This window comes from Azonexus sp. (assembly GCF_049652925.1).
GTDB lineage: Bacteria > Pseudomonadota > Gammaproteobacteria > Burkholderiales > Rhodocyclaceae > Azonexus.
This window is the reverse complement of record NZ_JBASFI010000034.1, coordinates 58,002-81,203: the sequence shown is the minus strand read 5'-3', so window position 1 is coordinate 81,203 and position 23,202 is coordinate 58,002. Positions and strand designations below refer to the sequence as shown.

19 protein-coding genes are annotated in these 23,202 nt (G+C 59.7%); 7 read left to right on the top strand and 12 right to left on the bottom strand.

Going from position 1 to position 23,202, the window contains the following annotated elements; all coding sequences use genetic code 11:
* The first annotated feature begins 109 nt into the window (after positions 1-109).
* The 3 genes from WBK19_RS16805 to WBK19_RS16795 are packed head-to-tail and all read left to right on the top strand — an operon-like array spanning position 110 to position 4,224.
* Positions 110-1,648 carry a DUF4118 domain-containing protein gene (locus WBK19_RS16805; protein WP_511291767.1) on the top strand — a complete coding sequence of 513 codons (1,539 nt, stop codon included), beginning with the start codon at positions 110-112 and terminating at the stop codon, positions 1,646-1,648.
* Positions 1,645-2,337, top strand: coding sequence for a two-component system response regulator KdpE (gene kdpE, locus WBK19_RS16800; RefSeq protein WP_511291765.1), 693 nt, complete (start codon positions 1,645-1,647; stop codon positions 2,335-2,337). The genes WBK19_RS16805 and kdpE overlap by 4 nt, the downstream gene beginning before the upstream one ends.
* 9 nt (positions 2,338-2,346) lie before the next feature.
* Positions 2,347-4,224, top strand: coding sequence for a potassium transporter Kup (locus WBK19_RS16795; protein ID WP_511291763.1), 1,878 nt, complete (start codon positions 2,347-2,349; stop codon positions 4,222-4,224).
* 101 nt (positions 4,225-4,325) lie between these two features.
* Here the strand turns inward: WBK19_RS16795 and phaR are convergent, their stop codons facing one another.
* From phaR to phaC, 4 genes are all read right to left on the bottom strand, one after another.
* The gene (phaR, locus tag WBK19_RS16790; protein ID WP_511291761.1) at positions 4,326-4,883 is read right to left on the bottom strand and encodes a polyhydroxyalkanoate synthesis repressor PhaR; all 558 of its coding nucleotides are present in this window, start codon (positions 4,881-4,883) and stop codon (positions 4,326-4,328) included.
* A 138-nt stretch (positions 4,884-5,021) separates the two neighbouring features.
* Positions 5,022-5,765, bottom strand: coding sequence for an acetoacetyl-CoA reductase (gene phbB, locus WBK19_RS16785; protein WP_511291759.1), 744 nt, complete (start codon positions 5,763-5,765; stop codon positions 5,022-5,024).
* A gap of 49 nt (positions 5,766-5,814) precedes the next feature.
* Positions 5,815-6,555: an acetoacetyl-CoA reductase gene (gene phbB / locus WBK19_RS16780; RefSeq protein ID WP_511291757.1), complete on the bottom strand. Its 741-nt coding sequence runs from the start codon at positions 6,553-6,555 to the stop codon at positions 5,815-5,817.
* Between the two features lie 23 nt (positions 6,556-6,578).
* The gene (gene phaC / locus WBK19_RS16775) at positions 6,579-8,309 is read right to left on the bottom strand and encodes a class I poly(R)-hydroxyalkanoic acid synthase (protein ID WP_511291755.1); all 1,731 of its coding nucleotides are present in this window, start codon (positions 8,307-8,309) and stop codon (positions 6,579-6,581) included.
* Positions 8,310-8,422: 113 nt separating this feature from the next.
* Here phaC and WBK19_RS16770 point away from each other — a divergent pair, with 113 nt between their 5' ends.
* A complete protein-coding gene (locus WBK19_RS16770; RefSeq protein ID WP_511291753.1) occupies positions 8,423-8,653 on the top strand; it encodes a hypothetical protein in 231 nt (76 codons plus the stop codon).
* Here WBK19_RS16770 and WBK19_RS16765 read toward each other — a convergent pair.
* Together WBK19_RS16765 and gcvA are read right to left on the bottom strand one after the other, a co-directional pair.
* Entirely contained in the window at positions 8,594-9,361 is a 768-nt protein-coding gene (locus WBK19_RS16765; RefSeq protein WP_511291751.1) for a ZIP family metal transporter, read from the bottom strand. The two genes, WBK19_RS16770 and WBK19_RS16765, sit on opposite strands and share 60 nt — an antisense overlap.
* A 29-nt stretch (positions 9,362-9,390) precedes the next feature.
* Positions 9,391-10,359 (bottom strand): transcriptional regulator GcvA, encoded by a 969-nt coding sequence (gcvA, locus tag WBK19_RS16760; RefSeq protein WP_511291749.1) that lies wholly within the window; start codon positions 10,357-10,359, stop codon positions 9,391-9,393.
* A 133-nt stretch (positions 10,360-10,492) separates the two neighbouring features.
* Here gcvA and WBK19_RS16755 point away from each other — a divergent pair, with 133 nt between their 5' ends.
* Both WBK19_RS16755 and scpC read left to right on the top strand, forming a co-directional pair.
* On the top strand, positions 10,493-10,717 hold the full coding sequence (locus WBK19_RS16755) for a hypothetical protein (RefSeq protein ID WP_511291747.1): 225 nt from the start codon (positions 10,493-10,495) through the stop codon (positions 10,715-10,717).
* Between the two features lie 206 nt (positions 10,718-10,923).
* Positions 10,924-12,486: a succinyl-CoA:acetate CoA-transferase ScpC gene (scpC, locus tag WBK19_RS16750; protein WP_511291745.1), complete on the top strand. Its 1,563-nt coding sequence runs from the start codon at positions 10,924-10,926 to the stop codon at positions 12,484-12,486.
* A gap of 88 nt (positions 12,487-12,574) precedes the next feature.
* On the opposite strand, the gene pgeF is transcribed toward scpC, so the two are convergent.
* Both pgeF and rluD read right to left on the bottom strand, forming a co-directional pair.
* Positions 12,575-13,303: a peptidoglycan editing factor PgeF gene (gene pgeF, locus WBK19_RS16745; RefSeq protein ID WP_511291843.1), complete on the bottom strand. Its 729-nt coding sequence runs from the start codon at positions 13,301-13,303 to the stop codon at positions 12,575-12,577.
* Positions 13,296-14,255 carry a 23S rRNA pseudouridine(1911/1915/1917) synthase RluD gene (rluD, locus tag WBK19_RS16740; protein WP_511291743.1) on the bottom strand — a complete coding sequence of 320 codons (960 nt, stop codon included), beginning with the start codon at positions 14,253-14,255 and terminating at the stop codon, positions 13,296-13,298. The genes pgeF and rluD overlap by 8 nt, the downstream gene beginning before the upstream one ends.
* A 52-nt stretch (positions 14,256-14,307) precedes the next feature.
* On the opposite strand from rluD, the gene WBK19_RS16735 reads away from it, so the two are divergent.
* A complete protein-coding gene (locus WBK19_RS16735) occupies positions 14,308-15,081 on the top strand; it encodes an outer membrane protein assembly factor BamD (protein ID WP_511291741.1) in 774 nt (257 codons plus the stop codon).
* Positions 15,082-15,688: 607 nt separating this feature from the next.
* Here the strand turns inward: WBK19_RS16735 and WBK19_RS16730 are convergent.
* The 4 genes from WBK19_RS16730 to WBK19_RS16715 are packed head-to-tail and all read right to left on the bottom strand — an operon-like array spanning position 15,689 to position 23,168.
* Positions 15,689-18,070, bottom strand: coding sequence for a protein kinase domain-containing protein (locus WBK19_RS16730; protein WP_511291739.1), 2,382 nt, complete (start codon positions 18,068-18,070; stop codon positions 15,689-15,691).
* Positions 18,067-18,498 (bottom strand): DUF3293 domain-containing protein, encoded by a 432-nt coding sequence (locus WBK19_RS16725; protein ID WP_511291737.1) that lies wholly within the window; start codon positions 18,496-18,498, stop codon positions 18,067-18,069. Before WBK19_RS16725 ends, WBK19_RS16730 begins: the two co-directional genes overlap by 4 nt.
* Positions 18,482-19,813 carry a DNA recombination protein RmuC gene (locus WBK19_RS16720; protein ID WP_511291735.1) on the bottom strand — a complete coding sequence of 444 codons (1,332 nt, stop codon included), beginning with the start codon at positions 19,811-19,813 and terminating at the stop codon, positions 18,482-18,484. The genes WBK19_RS16725 and WBK19_RS16720 overlap by 17 nt, the downstream gene beginning before the upstream one ends.
* 7 nt (positions 19,814-19,820) lie before the next feature.
* Entirely contained in the window at positions 19,821-23,168 is a 3,348-nt protein-coding gene (locus WBK19_RS16715; protein WP_511291733.1) for a DUF748 domain-containing protein, read from the bottom strand.
* Positions 23,169-23,202 lie beyond the last annotated feature (34 nt).

Genomic DNA, 23,202 nt, shown 5'->3' with positions numbered 1-23,202 from the left:
TCGCCTGGCTCAAATCTTTACGACATTTTTACGCCGGGATGGCGAGAATATTCATTGTTTTTAGACGCGACGACGTAGGCTGGAAATGTCGGATTGCAGAAAGAAAATCATGAACAGCGAAACCCCCGTGGTCACCCCACAGCCAGAGCGTTTCAAACCCTGGCAGCGGACGTTGCTCACGGTCCTGGCGTGTGCCGCAACAACGCTGGTGGCGACACCGCTGCTTGGCTATCTCGATCCGGCCAATATCGTCATGCTTTTTCTGCTCACGGTATTGCTCGTCGCCATCACTTTCGGGCGCGGCAGTGCGGTGCTTGCATCAGTTCTCGGCGTCCTGCTCTTTGACATCTTTTTCGTCCCGCCGCGCTTTTCGCTGGCCGTCGAAAACATCCAGTATCTGGTGACTTTCGCCGTCATGCTGATCACCGGCCTGATCACCGGCCAACTGGCCGCCGGCCTCAAACAAAAGGCGCGCGAAGCGCAGACCCGCGAACAACGCACGCAGGCGCTCTACGACGCCGCCCGGCAACTGGCCGGCGCGCTGACCCTGGCGCAGGTCGTCGACATCGCGCGCAGTTTCACGCAGGCGCAGCTTGAAGCAGAATCGCTCATTCTGCTACCCGACGAGCACGGCCATCCAACGCTGGCAACATCGACCACATCCGCCTGCAAGGTCAATCCGCTGCTCGCCAACATTGCCGAAGACAGCGGCAAAACGGTCCGCAATCATGAAATGTCCGGCAGCGGCTACGCCGCGCTCTATCTGCCCTTGCGCGCTTCGATGCGGACCCGGGGCGTGCTCGCCATCGCCTTCCCGGCCGAAGTCGTCAGCGTGCCCGACGAACAGGTCGCCCTGCTCGAAGCACTGGCCTCGCTCATCGGCATCGCGCTCGAACGGCTGCATTACGTCGACGTCGCCCAGTCGACGCAGTTCAAGATGCTTGCCGAGCGACTGCGCAGCTCCATCCTGTCGGCGCTTTCCCATGACTTGCGGACGCCGCTGACGGCGCTGGTCGGGCTGGCCGATTCGCTGTTCCTGATCAAGCCGGCGCTGCCCGACACGGCCCTGGAAACCGCCCAGTCGATGCACGAACAGGCCGCCCGCCTGGCCAATCTGGTCGGCAACCTGCTCGACATGGCGCGCCTCAATGCCGGCGAAATCAATCTGCGCCGCGAATGGCAACCGCTCGAGGAAGTCATCGGCGCCAGCATCAAGCTCATCGAAAGCGCCCTCGTCGCCCATCCGGTCAAGGTCAGCCTGCCGCCCGACCTGCCGCTGCTGGAATTCGATGCCGTGCTGCTCGAACGCGTCTTCTGCAATTTGCTTGAAAACGCCACCAAGTACGCACCGCTGAATACCAACCTAGAGATCACGGCACAGCCGGCCGGCGAGTTTGTCGAAATCGCCGTCAGCGACCGCGGCCCCGGCTTTTCGGATACCGACAACGACCGCCTGTTCGACATGTTCGTGCGTGGCGACAGCGTTGCCGGCAAACCGGGCACCGGCCTTGGCCTGGCCATCTGTCGGGCCATTGTCGAAGCGCATGGCGGCACCATTCGTGCCACGAATCGGCCGGAAGGCGGCGCATGCATCAGCTTCACCCTGCCCCGCGGCACGCCGCCCATCCTTGAGGAGGAAAGCGTATGAACGCGCCGAAACCCAAGGTGCTGCTCATTGAGGATGAAAAGACCATCCGCCGCTTCGTCCGCGCGGCCGTCGAGGAGGAAGGCTGCGCCGTCATCGAAGCTGAAACGATGGCCGGCGGCCTGATTGAGGCCGGCGCCCAGAAGCCCGACCTGCTCATCCTCGACCTCGGCCTGCCCGACGGCAACGGCATCGACCTGATCCGCGACCTGCGCGGCTGGTCGGAAGTGCCGGTGCTGATCCTCTCGGCCCGTACGCAGGAAAACGACAAGATCGACGCCCTTGACGCCGGCGCCGACGATTACCTGACCAAGCCGTTCAGCGTCGGCGAACTGCGTGCCCGCGTCCGCGCCCTGTTGCGCCGACGACAGCGCAGCGGCGAGGGGGTCACCCCCGTCATCGAATTCGGCGATGTCACAGTCGACCTCTCGCGGCGCCTGGTTTTGCGCGGTGGCGAAGCGGTGCACCTGACACCCATCGAATACCGCCTGCTGTCCACCCTGCTCGGCCACCCCGGCAAGGTGCTCACCCAACGCAACCTGCTGCGCGAAATCTGGGGTCCGTCCTATATCGAGAGCAGCCATTACCTGCGGGTCTACGTCGGCCATCTGCGCCAAAAACTAGAGAACGACCCAACCCAGCCCGCCCACTTTTTGACCGAAACAGGCGTCGGCTACCGCTTCCAGCCGTAAGGAAAATCCATGCAAGTTACCGACAACAAGCGTCTCGCCACGCTGACTCTGGCCGCCCTCGGCATCGTTTATGGCGACATTGGCACCAGCCCGCTCTACGCCATCAAGGAAGTCTTCGGCGGCGCCCATCACCCGGTGCCGATCACGCCGGACAATGTCCTCGGCGTGCTTTCGCTCTTCCTCTGGTCGCTGCTCATCGTCGTCACGCTGAAGTACGTGTCCTTCATCATGCGCGCCAACAACAAGGGCGAAGGCGGCATCATCGCGCTCATGACGCTGGCCCTGCACAAGGGCAACCCGGCGTCGCGCCGGCACAAGTTGCTGATTGCCCTCGGCCTGTTCGGCGCCGCGCTGTTCTACGGCGACGGTGTGATCACCCCGGCCATTTCGGTGCTCTCCGCCGTCGAAGGGCTGGAGATCATCACGCCGGCCTTCAAGCCCTATGTGCTGCCGATCACGCTGAGCATCCTGATCGGCCTGTTCTTCTTCCAGCGCCGCGGGACGGCCAGCGTCGGCGCCCTGTTCGGCCCGATCATGGTGCTCTGGTTTGCTGTGCTGGCGACCTTCGGCGCCATGGCCATCATCGAACACCCGGCCGTCCTGGCTGCGGTCAACCCGATTTATGGCCTGAATTTCCTGCTCGGCAATTCGGTCCTCGGCTTCTTCGCACTCGGCGCCGTCGTCCTCTGCATCACCGGCGCCGAGGCGCTTTATGCCGACATGGGCCACTTCGGTGCCAAACCGATCCGTTACGCCTGGCTCGGCTACGTGCTGCCGGCCCTGGTCATAAACTATTTTGGCCAAGGCGCGCTGCTCCTCGACAACCCGGAAGCCGTCCAGAATCCGTTCTACCTGCTCGCCCCCGACTGGGCACTCTACCCGCTCGTCATCCTGTCTACGGTGGCGACCATCATCGCTTCGCAGGCGGTCATTTCCGGCGCCTTCTCGATCACTCAGCAGGCCATCCAGCTCGGCTACACGCCGCGCCTCGAAATCCAGCACACCTCGGATCGCGAAATGGGCCAGATCTACCTACCGGCCATCAACTGGTTGCTGCTCATCGCCATCATCGGACTGGTCATCGGCTTCGGCAGTTCGTCCAATCTGGCCGCCGCCTACGGCATTGCGGTGACTGGCACGATGCTGATCACCAACCTGCTGGCCATCGCCGTCGCCATCCGTCTGTGGAACTGGAGCCCGTGGCGAGCGGTGCTTGGCGCCCTGCCCTTCATCGTCATCGACCTCGGCTTCTTCCTCGCCAATTCGGTCAAGATTCCCGACGGCGGCTGGTTCCCGCTGGTCTTCGGCCTCGGCGTGTTCATCCTGCTGACCACCTGGAAACGCGGCCGCGAACTGCTGCATGAGCGCCTGGCGGCCGACGCCCTGCAACTCAAGCCCTTCATCGAAGACATTGCCGGCGGCGGCATCGAGCGGGTACCCGGAACGGCCATCTTCCTGACGCCGGACCCGGAAGCCGTGCCGCACGCCATGCTGCATAGCCTCAAGCACTTCAAGACGCTGCACGAACAGGTTGTGGTTCTCAGCGTATCGGTGTTCGACGTGCCGTATGTGCCGGATATTGACCGCGTCGAGGTTCGCAAACTGGCCGGGAATTTCTCGCAGGTCGTCGTCCAGTACGGCTACAAGGACGAACCGGATATCCCGGCCGCCCTCGCCTTGTGCGGCGAGGCCGGGCTGCACGTCGACATGATGGACGCTTCGTTCTTCCTGGGCCGCGAAACGCTGATTCCGAAACTGAAATCGGATATGGCCTACTGGCGCGAATTGCTCTTCGTCGCCATGTTCCGCAACGCCGGCAGCGCGACGGCCTACTTCAAGATTCCGTCGAATCGCGTGGTCGAGTTGGGGGCGCAGATCGTGCTGTAACCGCGGATTCGACGGTCAAGCGGGATTGCTACGGTCAACCGGAAATAACGGCCAAAATTGAAATGCGCGGTGGCGGGCAGATCACCTGCCCGCAAAGCCCTTTATTCGGGCTTGTCGCCAGGGTTGTACTGAAAACCCGTGAACATGGTCCGCGTCTGGGTTTGCATCTGGTCCTGCATCGACTGAAACATTTTTTTTGACTGATCCATATAGGCAGTCATCATGTTCTGCATGGCCGGCTGCTGGAAGTTCAGGAACTGGTTCCAGAAATCCGTCTGCATGTGGGTATTGTCGCCGCCATTCGGGCCGTACATGGTCTTCGACTGTTCCTGCAACTTGCCCTGGAAGTCAACGAAGGTCTTCATGTTGTTTTCCAGGTACTTGCCGAGCATGCCCTGCATCGTGCTGCCGTAGAAACGGATGAAGCCGGAAAGCAGTTCGCTCGAGAACAGCGGCATGCCGCCTGATTCTTCCTCGAGGATGATCTGAAGCAGGATGCTGCGCGTCAGGTCTTCATCGGTCTTGGCGTCGAGCACCTTGAACACTTCGAACTTGAGGACCAGTTCCTTCACATCGCCCAGCGTGATGTACGCACTCGTCTTGGTATCGTAAAGACGACGATTGGGGTATTTCTTGATCAGGCGTACCGGTTCCGACATGCTTTGATCCTTCAGGACGGGTTTGTGTGCAGCGCAACATTATAGCAAAAAAAACGGGCGCTTTAGGGCGCCCGTTCCTGTTGCATTGCAAAAATTCAGCAATATTCAATGCCGAACTCCGCAACGCTGTTCGGCAGATTACTGGTAGTACAGACCGCCGTTGATGTTCATCGTCGCGCCGGTCATGAAGGCTGCCAGATCGGAAGCCAGGTAGGCGCAGGCGCCACCGATTTCTTCCGGCTTGGCCAGACGCTTCATCGGCACGGTGTCGATGATGGATTGCAGAACTTCCGGCTTGATCGCCATAACCATCTTGGTGGCAACGTAGCCCGGGCAGATGGCGTTGACGGTCACGCCCTTGGCGGCCAGTTCGGCAGCCAGCGCCTTGGAGAAGCCGATTACACCGGCCTTGGCAGCCGAGTAGTTGGTCTGGCCAGCCTGACCCTTGACGCCATTGACGGAGGAGATGTTGATGATGCGACCCCAGCCACGTTCGGCCATCTTGGCAGAGACTTGCTTGGTCATGTTGAACAGCGAGGTCAGGTTGGTGGCGATAACTGCATCCCAGCCGTCCTTTTCCATCTTGGCAAACATGCGGTCACGGGTGATACCGGCATTGTTCACGAGGATGTCGACCTGACCGCAAGCGGCTTCAGCTTCGGCAACCATCTTCAGGCAGTCTTCCAGCGACGAAACGTCGCCAGCAACACAGACAAAATCCTTGAAGCCGGCTTCAGCCATTTCAGCCAGCCAGGCATCCTTGTTATCGAATTGCGGGTGGTAAGAAGCGACCACCTTGTGGCCAGCCTTGGCCAGTTCCTGACAGATTGCGGTTCCAAGACCACCCATAGCGCCGGTAACGAGAGCAACACGTTGAGTCATAGTTATTCCTTCCTGTTGTTAAATAGAGCGGGGTAAAAAATTACGCCAGTCAGTACATGTGCTGACCACCGTTGATGGAAATATTGGCCCCGGTCACGAACGCCGCTTCGTCGGAAGCGAGGTAGGCGACAAGGCCGGCGATTTCTTCCGGCTTGCCCAGTCGATTGACCGGGATCTGCGGCAGAATTTTTGAATCGAGGATTTCCTGCGGGATGGCCGTCACCATCTTGGTGCCGATGTAGCCCGGGGAAATGGTGTTGACCGTAACCCCCTGCTTGGCCACTTCCAGCGCCAGCGCCTTGGTGAAACCATGCATGCCGGCCTTGGCGGCCGAATAATTGGTCTGCCCGAAGGCGCCCTTCTGGCCATTGACGGAACCCACATTGATGACCCGACCCCACTTGCGCTCGACCATGCCCTCCATGACCTGCTTGGTCATGTTGAAGACGGAATCGAGGTTGGTATGAATGACGGCATCCCAATCAGCCTTGGTCATCTTTTTGAAAGTCATGTCTCGGGTGATGCCGGCATTGTTTACCAGCACATCGACCGGGCCGACCTCCTTGCTCACCGTTTCGACACACACGCGAGCCGATTCGAAATCGGTCACATCGCACGGGTAGGCCTTGAAGCCATAACCCATGTTGTTCATTCCCTTCAGCCAATCCTGAACCTTGGCATTGCCGGGCGAATAGGTCGTGACGACCTTGAAACCCAATGCGGCCAGCTTGATGCAAACGGCCTCGCCGAGACCGCCCATTCCTCCAGTAACCAGTGCAACTCGCGACATTGTTATACCCTCTCGAGAAGTTTTTATACCGCGCGTTCCTTGACGTATCTGCCTGGTGCCGGTTCGATCGGCTTGTAATTGGCATTCCCCGGTTTGCGCGGTGCCCGCTGTTCTCCTGACAACGGTTTGAGCCAGTCAGCCCAGTCGGCCCACCAGCTCCCCTTCCTCTCTTCTGCCGCGGTCAACCACCCGTCAGCATCGTTTTTTACATCTTCATTGACCCAATAGCTGCGTTTGTTCTTGCTGACCGGATTGATCACGCCGGCGATATGACCGGAGGCGCCCAGCACGAAGCGGCTCTTGCCGCCGAGCAGACGCGTGCTCTGATAGGCCGAGTGCCAGGGCACAATGTGGTCTTCGCGCGTAGCCAATAGATAAACCGGCATGTCGAGCTGGCCCAGATCGACTTTTGTCCCGCACATGTCGAGCTTCCCTGGCACGCGAAGGTTGTTTTCGAGATACATGTTGCGCATGTACCAGCAGGCAAACGGCCCCGGCAGGTTGGTCGAATCGGAATTCCAGTACAACAAGTCGAAGGCCTTCGGCTTCTCGCCTTTCAGGTAGTTGCCGGTGACGTAATTCCAGACCAGATCGTTGGCACGCAAGAAGGAGAAGGTATTGGCGAGGTCACGTGCCGGTAGCAGACCGCCCTTGCCGATTGTGCCTTCACGTGCAGCAACACCTTTTTCGTCGATGAACAGGCCGATTTCTCCGGTATCCGAGAAATCAAGCAAGGTGGTCAGCAAGGTCAGCGAAGCAACGGGATCTTCCCCGCGCGCCTTGAGGACAGCCAGTGCCGACGTCAATATGGTGCCGCCAACACAGAAGCCCAGCGCATTGACCTGTTTGACCTTGGTTATTTCCTGGACCACACGCAGCGCGGTGATCGGCCCTTGTTCAAGATAGTCATCCCAGCCGGCCTGGCCTTGCGCTTCCTTCGGATTGCGCCAGGAAACGAGGAACACCGTGTTGCCCTGCTCGACCATGAAGCGGATCAATGAATTGTCGGGCTGCAGGTCCATGATGTAAAACTTGTTGATACACGGCGGCACGACAAGCAGCGGCCGCGTGCCGACCTTGGGCGTGAGCGGGGCATACTGGATCAACTGCATCAATTCGTTTTCATATACGACAGAGCCTTCGGTCGTCGCGATATTCTTGCCAACCTCGAACACCGACTCGTCGGTCATCGAAATACGGCCCTTCTCGAAATCCTTGATCAGGTTGTTGATGCCGTCGGTAATGCTCTGGCCCTTGGTTTCCAGCGCCAGCTTGATGAATTCGGGGTTGGTCGCGGCAAAGTTGGACGGCGCCATGGCATCAGCCATCTGGCGAGCCAGGAAGCGCATGCGCTCCTTCGATTTTGCATCCTCGGCCGGAATCACTTCGACGACCTGCTTCAAATACTGGGTATTGAGCAGGTAGGCCTGATGCAGATAGTCGTAGATCGGACTTTCTTTCCACTCGGGCGCCGAAAAACGACGGTCACCGGGCTCGGGCGACACCTTGAAGGCTGGCTCCTGTCCCTGCTGCTTGTTCAATACCGCCTGCCAGAGCGACATCTGCTGATCCATGAACTGTTTTTGCAGTGCCGTCAGCGCCTGCGGATCGACCGCGGGCGGAGGCAGAGCACCAGCCGGCGAACCAGCCTTGCCAAGATAGTCCATGAATTGCTGCATCATGTTCTGCCCGTTTTGCATGAACTGAGCGGCAGAACCCGCGAATGCATCGTTATTGTTCGATCCCTGCGCCATGGGAAGACTCGTCTCTATTGTTGTCGGGGTTTGAGCCTTTGGATTCTCCATACCCGATTCGGCGCTGTCAATGAATTTGCATGCATAATTAGGCCCCCTTCAAGGCGCCCACTATGTACATTGTTGCAATCGGCTGGCTCTACGTTACATTGCTGATTGCCGTCAACGAACCCAGCGTCGTCGCCGGCATCGTTTCGTTCCTGTTTTACGGGCTTATGCCCTGTTCGTTGCTGCTCTGGCTGAGCGGCAGCAAGGTCCGGCGACAGCGCCGGGCGCATCGTGAATCACTCGCCGACCAGCGCCTGGACGATGGCGATCGAGGCGATACCCGAACAGATCAATAGCACCTGCAGGATCGACTCCTTGATTTCGGAGCGCTTGTGCAGGCCAGGAATCAGGTCGGCCACCGCAACGTAGATCATGCTCGCCGCGCCAAGGGCGAGCAGCGACGGAATCCACTCCGTCAATTCGGCCAGGGCGAAATAGGCCAGCATGGCACCAACCAGCGTTGCCAGGCTGGATAACAGATTGAAGGCTAGCGCCCGCACCTTGCTGTAGCCGGAATGCAGCAGGATCAGGTAGTCGCCGACCTCCTGCGGAATTTCGTGGGCAATGATGGCCATCGCGGTGACGATGCCAAGCTCGGTGCTTTGGAGAAAAGCGGCAGCGATCAGGATGCCGTCGACGAAATTGTGAAAGGTATCACCAACCAGGATGAGCAGGCCGGAGCGTCCATGATCATGGGCCGGCGCATGGGCGTCGTGTGCCTCGCAGTGGTCATGGTGACAATGGCGCCAAAGCACCAGTTTTTCGAGGACGAAAAACGCCATGATGCCGAACAGGACGGTTGCCGTCGTCCGATGTACATCGCCATGTTCGAGTGCATGCGGCAGGATTTCCAGAAAGGCCGCACCAAGCAGGGCACCGATAGCATAAGAGATCAGCATGCTGATGCGATGCGCGCCGAGCGCGAGACTCACCGCTGCTGCGGCGAAGACGCTCAAAGCGCCGCCAGCCAGCGAAACGGCAATGATCCAGGAAAGAGTACTCACGGGAATCTGCTACTTGGGAAAGGCGCGGATTATACGCCCGCCGACCAGTTTGGCTTAACCGCCAACGCCTCGTCTAGGAGCCAGCGACGAAATGCCGCAACCGAATCGCGCTGGGCAACGGCCTTGCGCATCACGAGAAAATAACCGAAGGGCGACGGCACGGCGATCTCGAAAGGCACGATCAAACGCCCGGCCGCCACATCGGCTTCTACCAGCGGTTTCAGCGCCAGGGCCACGCCCTGCCCGTCAAGCGCAGCTTCAACCGCGAGGACGGCATTTGAAAACCGTGGCCCGCGCTCGGCGTCGACGTTGCTTACCCCGGCGCAGGCTAGCCACTCCTGCCAACCTGGCTGACCTTCCTCGTCGCCGATGGTTTCATCATGGATCAAGACGTGACGCGCCAGATCCTGGGGCACGGCCAGCGGGCGCTCGGCGCTGAGCAGGCGGGGGCTGCATACCGGCACCCAGTCCGGTGCGAAAATTTGCTCCACCTGCAGTCCGGGATAATTGCCGGTGCCGTAACGAATGGCGAGCAGGCTGCCGGCCTCGCGCAGATCGACGCGATCACTGTCGAGCAACAGTGTTTCGCCACGCCGGTCGACGCTGTCACCACGACTCGACAGGCGCAACTCGACCTCCGGATGCGCCAGAGAAAAGCGCGGTAACCGCGGCACCAGCCAGCGCGTGGCGAATGACGGAGGTGCCGTCACGGTGAGCACGCCATCGGCTTCGCTACGGGTGCTGTCGATGGCGGCGGCCAAGCAATCGAAACCTTCCCGAATCTTCGGCAGCATGGCGCGCCCCTGCGGCGTAATTTCCAGCGCCCGGGTCAGGCGACGAAAAAGCGCGACACCGAGATAGGTTTCCAGGGTCTTGATCTGCTGGCTGACGGCAGCCGGCGTGACGTGCAATTCCTCGGCAGCTTTCTTGAAACTCAGGTGACGCGCCGCAGACTCGAAGGCGCGCATGGCGGAAAGCGGGGGCAGACGATAGGTCACGGCTAACGATTAAGTTTTTCTAAAGCATTGCATCATAATTAGTCGTTTGCCGCTCGGCAAGGCGCTGACTAATGTTTCGTTTCGGCCGATATCGGGTCGTGCCGCCAAACATCCCTGAAAGAAAGGTATCACCATGAACAAGTCACTGCTCGTCGCCGCACTGCTTACCGTCGCACTCACCGCCTGCGGCAAAAAGGACGAGTCCGTCGCAGCACTGCCGCCGGCAGTCGCCTCCCCTTCCCTGCCAGCACCTGCCACCCCACCGGTACTGCCGAACGTCTCGCAGGAAGAAGCCGCCAAGCCTGCCGATAGCGCTACACCGAGCGCTCCGGCCAGCGAAAGCACCCCGGCCCGTTAAGCCTGATGCCTCACAGTTAAGAAATACTAATTTATCAAACAAAAATAACTCGTTCGTTGCCGCGCAGCGACTTTGATAAATTGCGCCCCGTCTCCTCCAGGCCTTCATGCGCTAAGGATCTGGATTGAGCCCGCTTTATGCGGGCTCTTTTTTTATTCGTATTTTTTGTCATCTGTTGATAACCCAATACTGGAGCATCGAGAAACATGGTTGGAGGTTCACGCATCCTTAATGCCGCCATGCGCGGCAAGATCATGTCGGCTGATGAAGCCGCCAATCTCATCGAATCCGGCGTCAATGTCGGGATGAGCGGTTTTACCGGGGCTGGCTATCCGAAACTGGTTCCCACGGCGCTGGCCAAGCGCATCATGGACGCCAACCTGCACGGACAAAAATTCAAGATCGGCGTGTGGACCGGCGCCTCGACAGCGCCTGAACTCGACGGCGCGCTGGCCATGGTCGACGGCATCGAGATGCGCCTGCCCTACCAGTCCGACCCGACTTGCCGCAAGCGCATCAACGCCGGCGAGATGGAGTACATCGACATCCACCTGTCGCACGTCGCCCAGTTCGTCTGGGGCGGCTTCCTCGGCAAACTCGATATCGCCGTCGTCGAAGTCGCAGGCATTCTTGAGGATGGCCGGCTGATTCCATCGTCCTCGGTTGGTAACAACAAGACCTGGCTCGATCAGGCGGACAAGATCATCCTGGAAGTCAATTCCTGGCAAAACCCGGCGCTTGAGGGCATGCACGACATTTACTATGGCACGGCCCTGCCGCCGCACCGCAAACCGATTCCTCTGCTCAAGACCGATGACCGCATCGGCGAACCGTATTACAAGATCGATCCGAACAAGGTCATCGCTGTCATCGAAACCAACAAAGCCGACCGCAACTCGGCCTTCTCGCCACCGGACACCAACTCGCAGCTGATCGCCGGCCACATCCTGGAATTCCTCCAGCATGAAGTGAAGAAGGGTCGCCTGCCGGCCAACCTGCTTCCGCTGCAATCGGGTGTCGGCAATGTCGCCAATGCCGTGATGGCCGGCTTGCAGGATGGCCCATTCGAAAACCTGACGGCCTATACCGAAGTACTGCAGGACGGCATGCTCGAACTGATCAAGTCGGGCAAGCTGACCTGCGCTTCGGCCACCTCCTTCTCGCTGAGCCCGAACGCGCTGGTCGAACTGAATGCCGACCTGCCGCGTTTCAAGGACAGCATCATCCTGCGTCCGCAGGAAATCTCGAACCATCCGGAAGTGATCCGCCGTCTCGGCGTCATCTCGATGAACGGGCTGATCGAAGCCGACATCTACGGCAACGTCAATTCGACCCATATCATGGGCACCTCGATCATGAACGGCATCGGCGGCTCTGGCGACTTCGCCCGCAACGCCTTCGTCTCCATCTTCATGACCCCGTCAAGCGCCAAGGGTGGCAGCATTTCCTGCATCGTGCCGATGGTGTCGCACGTCGATCACACCGAACACGACGTCCAGGTCGTCGTCACCGAACAAGGCCTGGCCGATCTGCGCGGCCTGTCGCCAAAGCAACGGGCCAAGGTGATCATCGACAACTGCGCCCATCCGAATTTCAAGCCGGCCTTGCGCGAGTATTACGAGCGCTCGACGCGCTATTCACCCGGTCGCCACACGCCACATCTGCTCGATGAAGCCTTCACCTTCCTGCCCAACTGGGTGGCCAATCAGGCGGCGCGCGAAGCGTGGCGGGAGGATTCGCTGATACAGGCCGACGCCTGGAAAAAATAGTCGGCAAACCAAGGCAGCGAGAACGTTTCGCTGCCTTATTACCATTTGGCAGGCAAATAACTAACGCCCCACCCCATTTATTGCCGGCTTAACGATCCAGCCAGATCAGGCTGGCCATGCGGCCGGTCACGCCGTCGCGGCGGTAAGAAAAGAAATCGTCCGCTTCGCTGAAGGTGCAGCGGTCACCACCGCTGATTGAACTGAGGCCAGCCGCATTGAGGCGCTGGCGGGCAAGCAGATAGATGTCGGCCAGCCATTTTCCCGGCCCATGTGCCACGAAGGCTTGAGCCGCCTGCACATCGTGCGCGACAAAAACAGTGCGAACCTCGTCACCGACTTCGAAGGCCGATGGACCGATGGCCGGCCCAAGCCAGGCGAGCAGTTCGCCGGCCGGCACTGCCATCTGTGCCATGGTTTCTTCGAGCACACCGGCCGCCAGCCCGCGCCAGCCGGCATGAGCCGCAGCAACGACGGTCCCGGCCCGGTCGCAAAAAAGCACGGGCAGGCAATCGGCGGTCATCACGGCGCAAACCACGCCGGAATCTCGCGTATAGGCCGCATCGGCCTCTTTCATTTTTGGGCTTTTTTTCGGGTTGACCGTGGCAATGCCGTGAACCTGCTTGAGCCACGCCGGTTCAGCCGGCAAATGATCGCGCAAGGCGGCCCGATTGGCTGCAACATTGGCCGGATCGTCACCAACATGATCACCAAGGTTGAAGCTATCCCACGGCGCCGGACTGCATCCGGCACCGCGCAGCGTCTGCAAGCTGCGGACCCGGGCTGGCGCCGGCCAGTCCGGAACCAGCAGATTAGCCATAGCGCAGGGAATCGAGAAGGTCACGCATATCCTCCGGCATCGGTACTTCCCACTGCATTTTCAGTCCGGTCAGCGGATGGACGAGCCCGAGGCGCGTTGCGTGCAAGGCTTGCCGCGGAAACTCGGGCAATTTCGGGTTGTGCTTGCCATAGACCTGATCGCCGACCAGCGGATGATGAATGGCCGCCATGTGCACGCGGATCTGGTGCGTTCGTCCCGTTTCCAGCGAACACTCGACGAAGGTCGTGTACGGGAAGAGTTCAAGGATGCGAATATTGGTAATCGCCGGCTTGCCGCCACGATTTTCCGGCACGATGGCCATCTTGATGCGCTGCGACGGATGCCGGCCGATCGGCTCGTTGACCGTCCCTTCGTGCTTCATCGCGCCGGCCGCCAAGGCCAGATAGATGCGTCGCACGGTCCGCGCCTGCAACTGGCGAACCAGATCGGTCTGTGCTTCCAGCGTCTTGGCGACAACCAGCAGACCGCTGGTGTCCTTGTCCAGACGGTGCACGATGCCGGCGCGCGGCACCACCTCGATCCCCGGGACGTGGTGGAGCAGCGCATTCATCAGCGTGCCGCTCCAGTTGCCGCTGCCCGGATGAACGACCAGCCCGGCCGGCTTGTTGATAACGAGCAGGGTTTCGTCCTCGAAAACAACGTCGAGCGGAATGTCTTCAGGCAGTTCGGGCTGGTTACGGATATCAGTCGGCTCGCTGACCAGCAGCCTCTCGCCGCCCATCATCTTGCGCTTGGGTTCAGTCTCGGCCTTGCCATCGACCAGCACGCAGGCATCACGCACCCAGCCCTGCAGTCGGTTGCGGGAATGCTGGGGCAGCAAGTCGGCCAGCACCTGATCGAGACGGCGGCCGTAACTAGCGTCAGGAACGGTCAGGTGGAGCGGTTCAGTTCGGCTATAATCGCCGGAGTTTTCAACAGGATCATCATTCATGGTGCGAAGTTTACCTGCATTCCAGTCATTCCCCGCTCTCTTCCGCGTGCTGATGGCTGTTTTCATTGCCGCTTTCATCGCTGGCTGCGGCTCAATGCCGGCGCAAATCGACGAAACCGCCGGCTGGTCGGCTGGCAAGCTCTACGGCGAAGCCAAGGATGCACAGGCCGACGGCAACTGGGACAAGGCCGCCAAAATGCTGGAGAAGCTAGAAGCCCGCTTCCCCTACGGCCGCTATGCCCAGCAAGCCCAGCTTGAAATGGGTTATGTGTACTGGAAAAACAATGAACCCGGTTCGGCGCTGGCCGCCTGTGACCGCTTCATCAAGCTCCACCCGAGCCACCCGGCCGTCGATTACGTTTATTACCTGAAAGGTCTGGTCAACTTCAACGAAGACCTCGGTCTGACCGCCTTGATCAGCACCCAGGACCCGACCGAGCGCGACCCCAAGGCAGCCCGCGAAGCCTTTGATGCCTTCAAGGAGCTGGTCACCCGCTTCCCGAACAGCAAGTACACGCCCGACGCCACGCTACGCATGAACTACCTGATCAATGCGATGGCCTCGCTGGAAGTCCACGTCGCCCGCTACTACGTCAAGCGTGGCGCCTACATTGCCGCGGCCAACCGTGCCCAGTACGCGATCAAGACCTATCCGCAGGCGCCTGCCATTGAAGAAGCGATGTTCATCATGGTCACTGCTTACGACAAGATGGGCATGAACGATCTGCGCGACGACGCTGATCGCGTGATGAAGAAGAACTTCCCGACCAGCCGGTTCTACAAGGATGGGTTGAAGAGCAAGACGGCTTGGTGGCAGCTCTGGTAAGAGTGCCCGCGTAAGCGGGAGGGATTTCCGGATTTGCACTGGATCATGGCGATTTCCCGTTTAATTGGCTTGGGGTTCCGCCCTGTTGGCGGGCGTACTTTTTCTTGCTTCGCCAAGAAAAAGTAGCCAAAAAGAAGGCGACCCCGAGGGCGGCGCCGGGCTTTGCCCGGTTCCTTGCGCTACTCGGCAGGCCGGGCGGCTTGCTAAACTCGCCTTCGGCTCAAACAACGCAAGCCGACTGCCCCCGGCCCGCCTGCGTTGCTCAGCGCCTTCCACGGGGACCCCAAAAGCGGAGCGCGATCAACCATCCCGAGAAAAATAGACTTCCACGGTCAACCGGAAAAAAAGCCTAAAATCAAATCCACTGGTCGATCGTGGACGCCTTACCGGGCCCCTTGAGAGGTGCCGAGCAACGCAGGGGCTGGCGGAAAAAAGGCGAGGACTGTCTGAGGGCGCAGCCCGAGTTCCGCAGCCCCCGCCAGACCCGAGTAGCGCAGGGCACCGGCGAAGCCGGCACCGACCCAGGGTCGCCTTCTTTTTGCTTACTTTTTCTTGGCGACGCAAGAAGAAAGTAAGACGCGCCTCAAGGGCGGAACCCCATGCCGATTCACGACCCCTGCTTGATCGCCAGAATCGCCTGATTCCGCAGCGTCCTCAGCAACTGCAATTCCTTTTCGGGAATCGAAATCCCCCCCGGCTCATCGCGGTCAGCATAAATCAGCGCCACTGAGTTCCCCTTGATATTAAGCGGGAACAGCACGAAGGAGTTGGCCGGTACAGCTTTGCGATACCAGTCGGGAATACGGCCCGCAATCTTCGGATCATTGATGTCGCTGATCAGCAAATCAACGCCCTTCGATGTCGCGGCATGGAAGATATCCGGGGTAAAACTCAGCGGAAAGCGGAAAGCCTTGGCGACCTCGTTGGCATCCGGCCCGAAGCCGAAGCGCCCCTGCATGACGCCGGCCTTGGCGTCGCGGATACAGAGCACGACACGCTTGAAGCCCATCGCCCGGTACATCGTTTCGAGAATGATGCGCAGGATGTCGTTGAGTTGGAAGCCGTCGATCAGCGTATTGCTTATGTCCTGGATGCCGGCCGTCAGAACTGACTGTGCATCGACCTCTGGCGCGCCAGGACCGCCCCCGACACCACCTAGCGGATCGCTCTCGCCGATGACCGTACCGTCGGCAAAATCGCTGCCATTCGGGTCGTCAGCGGAACGCTTGTCGACCGCGCCGGCTTCGGCGAACAGGCGCATCTGCTTGCCGAAGGTGGTCTGTTGAAGATTGAGGTGAATGATCCGGGCAAAATCGGCAACCTCTTCGACTGCTCGCTGCACGGTCTGCATCACGTCGTTCTGGCCCAGCGCCACCGCGTCGGCAAAGCGCGCCATGGTCTTCTTCAACTCGCGGTCTCTGAGCTCCGGAGTAGCGAGCGCGATGACGTCGCACAATTCGTTGGAAAAGCCGGACAGCGTGCGCAGGCGATCTTCCTGATCGACTGCCTTCTTGACCGTACCGGTCGGCAAGCGCCGCATTGACGAAACGATCAGCGGCGGGAATCCCCAGAGTTTGGCAATGGCGATGCCGATCTCCTCGAAGGAGATGCCAAGCACCTGTTTCGCCGCGATGTCCTCGCTGCAGTTCTTTTGCGCCATGACGCGGCGAATTTCTTCGGCGTCTTCCGGGAAATAATACTGCGACAGCAAACGCCCCAGGCTGTGGAACAGCGAGCAGATGAAGGACTGCTCCAGATCGCGCATATGCGCGGTCGCCCCGATATCCTTGGCCAGCACGCCGGCCATGTTGGCGCGCAGAAAATCTTCCTTGAGCTGGTTGGCGTTGGCCTTGTTTTGCAGGTGATCGAAGAGCAGGACGGTAATGGCGATGTTGCGCACGGCCTCGAAGCCGAGCACGATCACGGCGCGTGACACGGTACTGATACTGCCGCCGCCGGCCTGCCTGAAATAGGCCGAATTAACTAGGCGCAACAACTTGTTGGTCAGCGCGAAATCCTTGAGGATGGTGTTCGACAGCTTGTCGATGCTCTCCGTCTCGCTGTTGGCGATCTTGTTGATGGCACTGACCGACTCGGAGAGCGCCGGAAAATCGCTCTTGTGGCGCATCCGGCGCAACAGGAACTCCAGTGTTGCCTGCCGGCCACCAGAACCGGCAGCAAGATCTTCTTCAGGGTCCAGGTAGTTGTCCAGCGCCTCGCCAAACTGGGCCGCTGTCTGAAAACGCAGCAGCGGATCGCGCGCCAGCGCCTTGTGCAAAATGGCGCTTAATTGCTCGTCGACCGCAGCATCCTGTGGCAGCTTGATGTCTTCGCCGGCCAGACGTTGCATGGCCGCGCCGGTGCTATCGGCGACCACCGCACGGCGCCCGGTGAGCATTTCGAAGAGAACAAGGCCGGTGGAGAAGACATCCGAACGCTCGCTGATCTCGCGCCGCAGAATGTACTCGGGTGCCATATAGGCTGGCGTGCCGGTAATCCTGTCATTCGGGTCGCTAGACGCGTCGACCCGCGCTGCGATGCCGAAGTCCATGACGCGCGGCGTACCGTTGTCGTCAAGCAGGATGTTCGACGGTTTCAAATCACGGTGGATGATGCCCTGTCCGTGGGCATAGGCGACCGCGTCAAGGATCGGCCGGAGGATCGAAATTGCCTTGACCGGCGGCAATGCGCCGCTCTGCCGCAGGAACTCGGCCAGACTCTTGCCCGGCACGTATTCGAAGACGAGATACAGATCGCCGTCCTGCTCGCCCGCTTCAAAAATCGGCACGATGCTCGGATGGCGCATCCGGCTGACCGTGCGGGCTTCGCCGAGCAGCATGCCCTTGTGCTCAGGATCGGGCGTCGCGAAATGCAGGGTCTTGATGGCAATTTCGCGCTGCAACTGCGGATCGTAGCCGAGATGGACGACGCTTTGGGCGCCCCGACCCAACTCCCCACGAACCTCAAAACGGCCGATTTTTCTGCTCATTGTTCGCTATCTTCTATCCAGACAAGGTGGGGTACGGCATCGGCACCGCCGCAGACGACGGCATTCTGGCCAAAATCGGCAGCCAGGGCGCAGGCGTCCTCGCGGGAAATGTCCGGCACGAAACAGCTCTCCTCGGTCGCCCAACCATCGTCATCGGCCTCGTGCTGCGCTGCATATGGCTCGTAGTTGCCTTCCAGCAACTCGCACTCCAGTTGCGACTGACTCTCGGCGTTGAGCGCATCATCAGCCCGCAGACCGCCAGGATTGTGCGCCGTGATCAGGGCAAACTCGGTGCTGCCGGCCGTTTCAAGCCAGCACCGCAGCGTCTCGCAGGGCTGCCCGATACGCAGATCACAAACACCTCCAGGCAGGAAAACCCGGTAAGTCGTCGCCATGTAGGCGGCCTCAAGTTCACTCGTCTTCGCCATCAAAATCCGCCACACCTATCAATTGTTCGGCCTCTGCCACCGGCAGCGCCTCGACTTCCTTCAAACGGCGCGTCAATTGCCGCGTCCGCGTTTCCGCCTTGCTGATGCTGTTGCTCGCCTCGTCCAGCTTTTTCTTCGTATGGGCCAGCGCCTCGCCAAACTTGCTGAACTCGGTCTTCACGGCGCCGAGCACGGCCCACACTTCGGCCGAACGCTGCTCGATGGCCAGCGTACGGAAGCCCATCTGCAGGCTGTTGAGCATCGCTGCCAGCGTCGTCGGCCCGGTCAGGCTGACCCGCCAGTCGCGCTGCAGGGTTTCGGCCAGGCCCGGTCGGCGCAATGCCTCAGCGTAAAGACCTTCGAGCGGTAGGTAGAGCAAGGCAAAATCGGTGGTGTGCGGAGGCGAGACGTATTTTTCGTGGATGCTTTTCGCCTCGTTCTTCAGGCGGATTTCGATGGCCCGCGAAGCCTCCTCGACCCCGGCCGGATCACCACGATCCTGCGCATCGAGCAGGCGCTGGTAATCCTCGATCGGGTACTTGGCATCGATCGGTAACCAGACCACGGCACCGTCATCCTTGCCCGGCAGGCGGATGGCGAAATCAACACGTTCGTTGCTGCCCGGCTTTGTCGCCACGTTGCTGCCGAATTGCTCGGCCGTCAGCAACTGTTCGAGCAGCGCCGAGAGCTGCACCTCGCCCCAGGTGCCACGGGTCTTGACATTGGTCAGCACGCGCTTGAGGTCGCCAACGCCGGCGGCCAGCGTCTGCATTTCGCCGAGGCCGCGATGCACCTGTTCGAGCCGGTCGCTGACCAGCTTGAAGGACTCGCCGAGACGTTGCTCAAGCGTTGCGTGCAGCTTTTCATCGACCGTCCGCCGCATTTCTTCAAGTTTTACCGCGTTGTCGGCCTGTATTGCGGTCAACCGGGATTCGACGGCAATTTTCAAACGCTCGAAACGCTCATCCAAGCCCAGCGAAAAGCGATTCAGCTCACGGGCAAAAGCTTCCAGCCGTTCGGCCTGTGCTGCGCCAAACTGGACGACCTGTGTGGTCAGCGTCTGGCCCAGCAAATTGGACGACTGAGCCCGTTCCTCGCGATCGCGGAAGGCTTCCTCGCCCACCTCGCGCCGACCGCGCGCCAGTTCCTCGCGCAGTTCGCGCTCAAGACGCATCAAGCCCTTTTCCTGAGCCTCCTGCTGCACCCGAAAGCGCTCTTCATCCTGGCTCCGATTGCCGCGTAGCAACAGCGCCGCCTGCAACAGGATAACGACCACGATGCCGACGATCAGCGCCAGCCCCATCGTTTCGCTCATCAGCGACTCATTTCAGCGAAAAATCAACACGGCTGGCCTTGCCCTTTTCGTCAGCCTCAACCTTCGATGGCAACAGGAATACCCGCTCCGGTGGCACCTTGCCCTGGTCAACCAGCCAGCCTTGCACCGCTTCGGCCCGTCGCCCGGCCAGCGCCTTGATGTCGTCGTCGCTGACCGGCAGGTTGGCCAGCATCAACTTCTCCATTTCCTCAACCGGCAACTCCTTCTGCAAGCCGATCATGTTGCGCGGTTTCGGGAACTTCGCTTCCTTGTAGGCGCGGGTCAGGTAAGCAGTCCGTTCCGCCGGTGCAATATCGATCTCTTCGAGCGACTTTCCTTCGCCAGCCTTCTTCAGATCCTTGAGTTTTTCGGCCTGCATGGCACGCTCCAAAGCAGCACGCTTGGCCCCCTCACGGTCGGCCACAGGATCAGCCCGGCCAGTAATTTCGAGTTTCAGCGCATTGCGTTCGTTGAGCGCCTTGGCCAGTACTTCGAGCTTCTTGCCGGCGACGTCGTTAAGCGTGGCCCGGCCAGCCGCGAATTCGACATTGGACAGCTCATCGCCACCGCCGAACATCGAGCCGATCAGTGCAAATGGCGAGGTTACGGCCTTGACGAACAGATTGACGATGACCTTGATAATCAGCCCGCCAATCGAGAACTGCGGATCATCGAGCGAACCGGAAATCGGCAAGTTGAGGTCGATCTCGCCACGATTATTCTTGAGTAACGACAACGCCAGATTGACCGGCAGCTTGGTCGCGTCGGCACTTTCAATCTTCTCGCCAAAGGTGAATTGGTCGATGAACAGCCGGTTTTCAGCCGACAACTGGTTGTTCTCCAGCTTGTAGGCGACGATCAGTGACAGCTTCCCCTTCTCGATGGCATAGCCGGCATATTTGGCGGAATAGGGCGAGAAGCCGACCAGATCGACGCCCGTGACTTCCGCTTTGAGGTCGAGATAGGACTTCGCGGCCAGTGGATTGAGCTTGGCCAGAATCTGAACCGGTGACGAGTTGGCGTACCTGCCGCGCAGTTCCATGTCCGCCACGGTATCGGCCGCTGACGAGAGATTGGTCACCCGTCCGCCGAGCTTGGTCACGTTGACCGTGTAGTTCGGTTTGACGAAAAGGTCGGAGAAATTGACCGTACCATTCTGCAGGGTGATCTTGCCGATCTTGATCGGGATCGGCTGTTTGGCCGGCGTCGCATCCTTGGTCGCTACCTTCGTTTCCGGCTTTGGTTCTTCATTTTTAGCCGCCTCGCCTTCCGGCTTCTTGACGATATCGGCGACATTGAGCTTGCCCTCCTTGTTCAGGATGAGCCGGGAGAAGTAGTCGGTAAGCGCAATCTCACCAATGTTGATGGCCATTGGCTCCAGGCGGAAATCGATACCGCCGAAATACAACGACTTCCACTTGAGGAAATCGGCGCTGTTCAGCTTGTCCACCGCAACAAAGTCGCCGAGAGTGAAGGAGCCCTTGTAGCCGGCCTTGAGGCCTGCCGTATCGAGCTTGGCCGTCGCTTCGCCCTTGTTCGAAACCTGACCCCGCGTCAACGAAATATTCAGGAACTGGCCGAAATAGGGTTCCAGCGGAAGTAGCGAAATTGCAACCGTCTCGACCTTGACCGCCACGTCGAGCGGGTAGACCTGCAGGCTGCCATCGACACTCAGACTTCCCTTCTTGTTAACCTTGCTCTTCAGTGAAATCGCCCCCTTCTTGTTCGGCTCATTGGTCAGCTCCTGGCCAAGCAGATTGAATCCCTCGATTTCCTGCACCGCGACCTGTTCCAGCGAGCGATCCTCGAAGCGAAAACCAAGGTCTTCAACGGCCAACTTGCCAACCTTGCCAATCCACGGTTTTTCATCCTTGACCTGTGCGTCGGTCGCCCGGATGGTTTTCAGTATCGGCGAGCTGACCCATTCGATCTTGCCAGCCTTGTTGCGCAACATGCGAGCGCGCGTACCGCTATTTACAAACTCGGCGATGTCGATTCGATGGGCCGGGAGATCGACCCTGATGCCCTTGATGTCCATTTTCTCGACGCGGAAACGCTCGCCGAGATCGACCTGATAACTGACTTCGCCGATTTCAATCGGCTCGACCAACTTGCTATCGACCTTGCCGACACTAACCAGCAGATTACGCACCTCGCCGGCCACCGGGGTCAGATTGGACTCATCCTGCCAGCGGATCAGACCGTTGGTCAGGGCGAACTCGCCGAGTGACCACTCAAATGGTTTGGCCGGCGCCGGCTGCGGGTCCGGCGTTGCCGCGGCCGGCTTGGCCAGCCTGTCAGCAACCCGCATGACATTGAATTCACCCTGCTTGTTGACCGCCAGTGAGACATCAAGGCCATCGAGTCCGACCCGTTTGACGGCAACCTTGCTGTTGATCGGGTCGGCATTGTCGAGTTCAATATCCAGCCGCTTCCAGCCAAGCAGCGGCTGACCTTCGCTTTCGGTCAACGCCAGCCCGGAAACATGGACGGCCCCAACGACCGAAACGGAGTAAACCTTGTCCGAAACTTCCTTGAACATCGCCTTCAGTTCTGAATCAAGCGTTCCCGAGGTAAGCCGGAAAGGCAGCGAATCAGGCATGTAGGGTTGCAGGCCAGCCAGGTCGAAGCGGTCCAGATCAAGGTTGAGCCGGCTTTCGTGGGTCTCCGAAAACGGTTTGCTGTCCCCGGTCAAGGCCACAGCTGAGCCGTTTATCGTGGCTGAAAACGATGGATTGACCAGAACCTCGGTGTGGTAGGGCAGGCTGGAAACAAAGGGCAACGCCAGGTTGATGTCGCTGATCGTGTGCACCTTGCCCTTGGGCTGGTCATCAAAAACGATCTTGCCGCTGATCAACTGGATATTGTTCACCGAAAAGCGCGGCGTGCCCGACTCCGGCTCGTCCTTGGGCTTCATCCATTCATCGAGCAGATCGGAGATGTCGTAACGCCCCTCGGCAACTCGCGACACGGCAACCCTCAGCCCCTGCAGACGAACCTCATCGACGACGGCAGCCAGTTTGAAAATGGAGGCCGACGAAAGATTGACGAAAAGTTCGTCGAAACCGGCCACTTCCTTGCTGCCCTCGGCCTTGATCGAAAAACCGCTGATCTTCGCCGACAAGCCGTATGGGTTTATGTCTATGTTTTCAATGCTGACTTCGCGATGCAGCTGCTCCGACAGCTGTTTCTGCAAAACGGATTTGAGCAGTGGCGGCGCAGCGAAAAAACCAAGCACGCCGAAAACCACAAAAATGCCCGCCAGCCATTTTCCAATTCGCTGGCTGCGCGGTGATTTCAGCGCCCCGGTCAGGCGTAACATTGTTGCGGAATTGCTTGCAGTCGACTCGGCCATGATAATCTGCCCTTCTTGTTTTATATCCGCCAAA

Excerpts from the sequence above, each read along its gene's own strand:
- WBK19_RS16805 (WP_511291767.1), top strand. The coding sequence starts at position 110 with ATGAACAGCGAAACCCCCGTGGTCACCCCACAGCCAGAGCGTTTCAAA.
- kdpE (WP_511291765.1), top strand. The coding sequence starts at position 1,645 with ATGAACGCGCCGAAACCCAAGGTGCTGCTCATTGAGGATGAAAAGACC.
- WBK19_RS16795 (WP_511291763.1), top strand. The coding sequence starts at position 2,347 with ATGCAAGTTACCGACAACAAGCGTCTCGCCACGCTGACTCTGGCCGCC.
- phaR (WP_511291761.1), bottom strand. The coding sequence starts at position 4,883 with ATGTCGGAACCGGTACGCCTGATCAAGAAATACCCCAATCGTCGTCTT.
- phbB (WP_511291759.1), bottom strand. The coding sequence starts at position 5,765 with ATGACTCAACGTGTTGCTCTCGTTACCGGCGCTATGGGTGGTCTTGGA.
- phbB (WP_511291757.1), bottom strand. The coding sequence starts at position 6,555 with ATGTCGCGAGTTGCACTGGTTACTGGAGGAATGGGCGGTCTCGGCGAG.
- phaC (WP_511291755.1), bottom strand. The coding sequence starts at position 8,309 with ATGGCGCAGGGATCGAACAATAACGATGCATTCGCGGGTTCTGCCGCT.
- WBK19_RS16770 (WP_511291753.1), top strand. The coding sequence starts at position 8,423 with ATGTACATTGTTGCAATCGGCTGGCTCTACGTTACATTGCTGATTGCC.
- WBK19_RS16755 (WP_511291747.1), top strand. The coding sequence starts at position 10,493 with ATGAACAAGTCACTGCTCGTCGCCGCACTGCTTACCGTCGCACTCACC.
- scpC (WP_511291745.1), top strand. The coding sequence starts at position 10,924 with ATGGTTGGAGGTTCACGCATCCTTAATGCCGCCATGCGCGGCAAGATC.
- pgeF (WP_511291843.1), bottom strand. The coding sequence starts at position 13,303 with ATGGCTAATCTGCTGGTTCCGGACTGGCCGGCGCCAGCCCGGGTCCGC.
- rluD (WP_511291743.1), bottom strand. The coding sequence starts at position 14,255 with ATGAATGATGATCCTGTTGAAAACTCCGGCGATTATAGCCGAACTGAA.
- WBK19_RS16735 (WP_511291741.1), top strand. The coding sequence starts at position 14,308 with ATGGCTGTTTTCATTGCCGCTTTCATCGCTGGCTGCGGCTCAATGCCG.
- WBK19_RS16730 (WP_511291739.1), bottom strand. The coding sequence starts at position 18,070 with ATGAGCAGAAAAATCGGCCGTTTTGAGGTTCGTGGGGAGTTGGGTCGG.
- WBK19_RS16725 (WP_511291737.1), bottom strand. The coding sequence starts at position 18,498 with ATGGCGAAGACGAGTGAACTTGAGGCCGCCTACATGGCGACGACTTAC.
- WBK19_RS16720 (WP_511291735.1), bottom strand. The coding sequence starts at position 19,813 with ATGAGCGAAACGATGGGGCTGGCGCTGATCGTCGGCATCGTGGTCGTT.
- WBK19_RS16715 (WP_511291733.1), bottom strand. The coding sequence starts at position 23,168 with ATGGCCGAGTCGACTGCAAGCAATTCCGCAACAATGTTACGCCTGACC.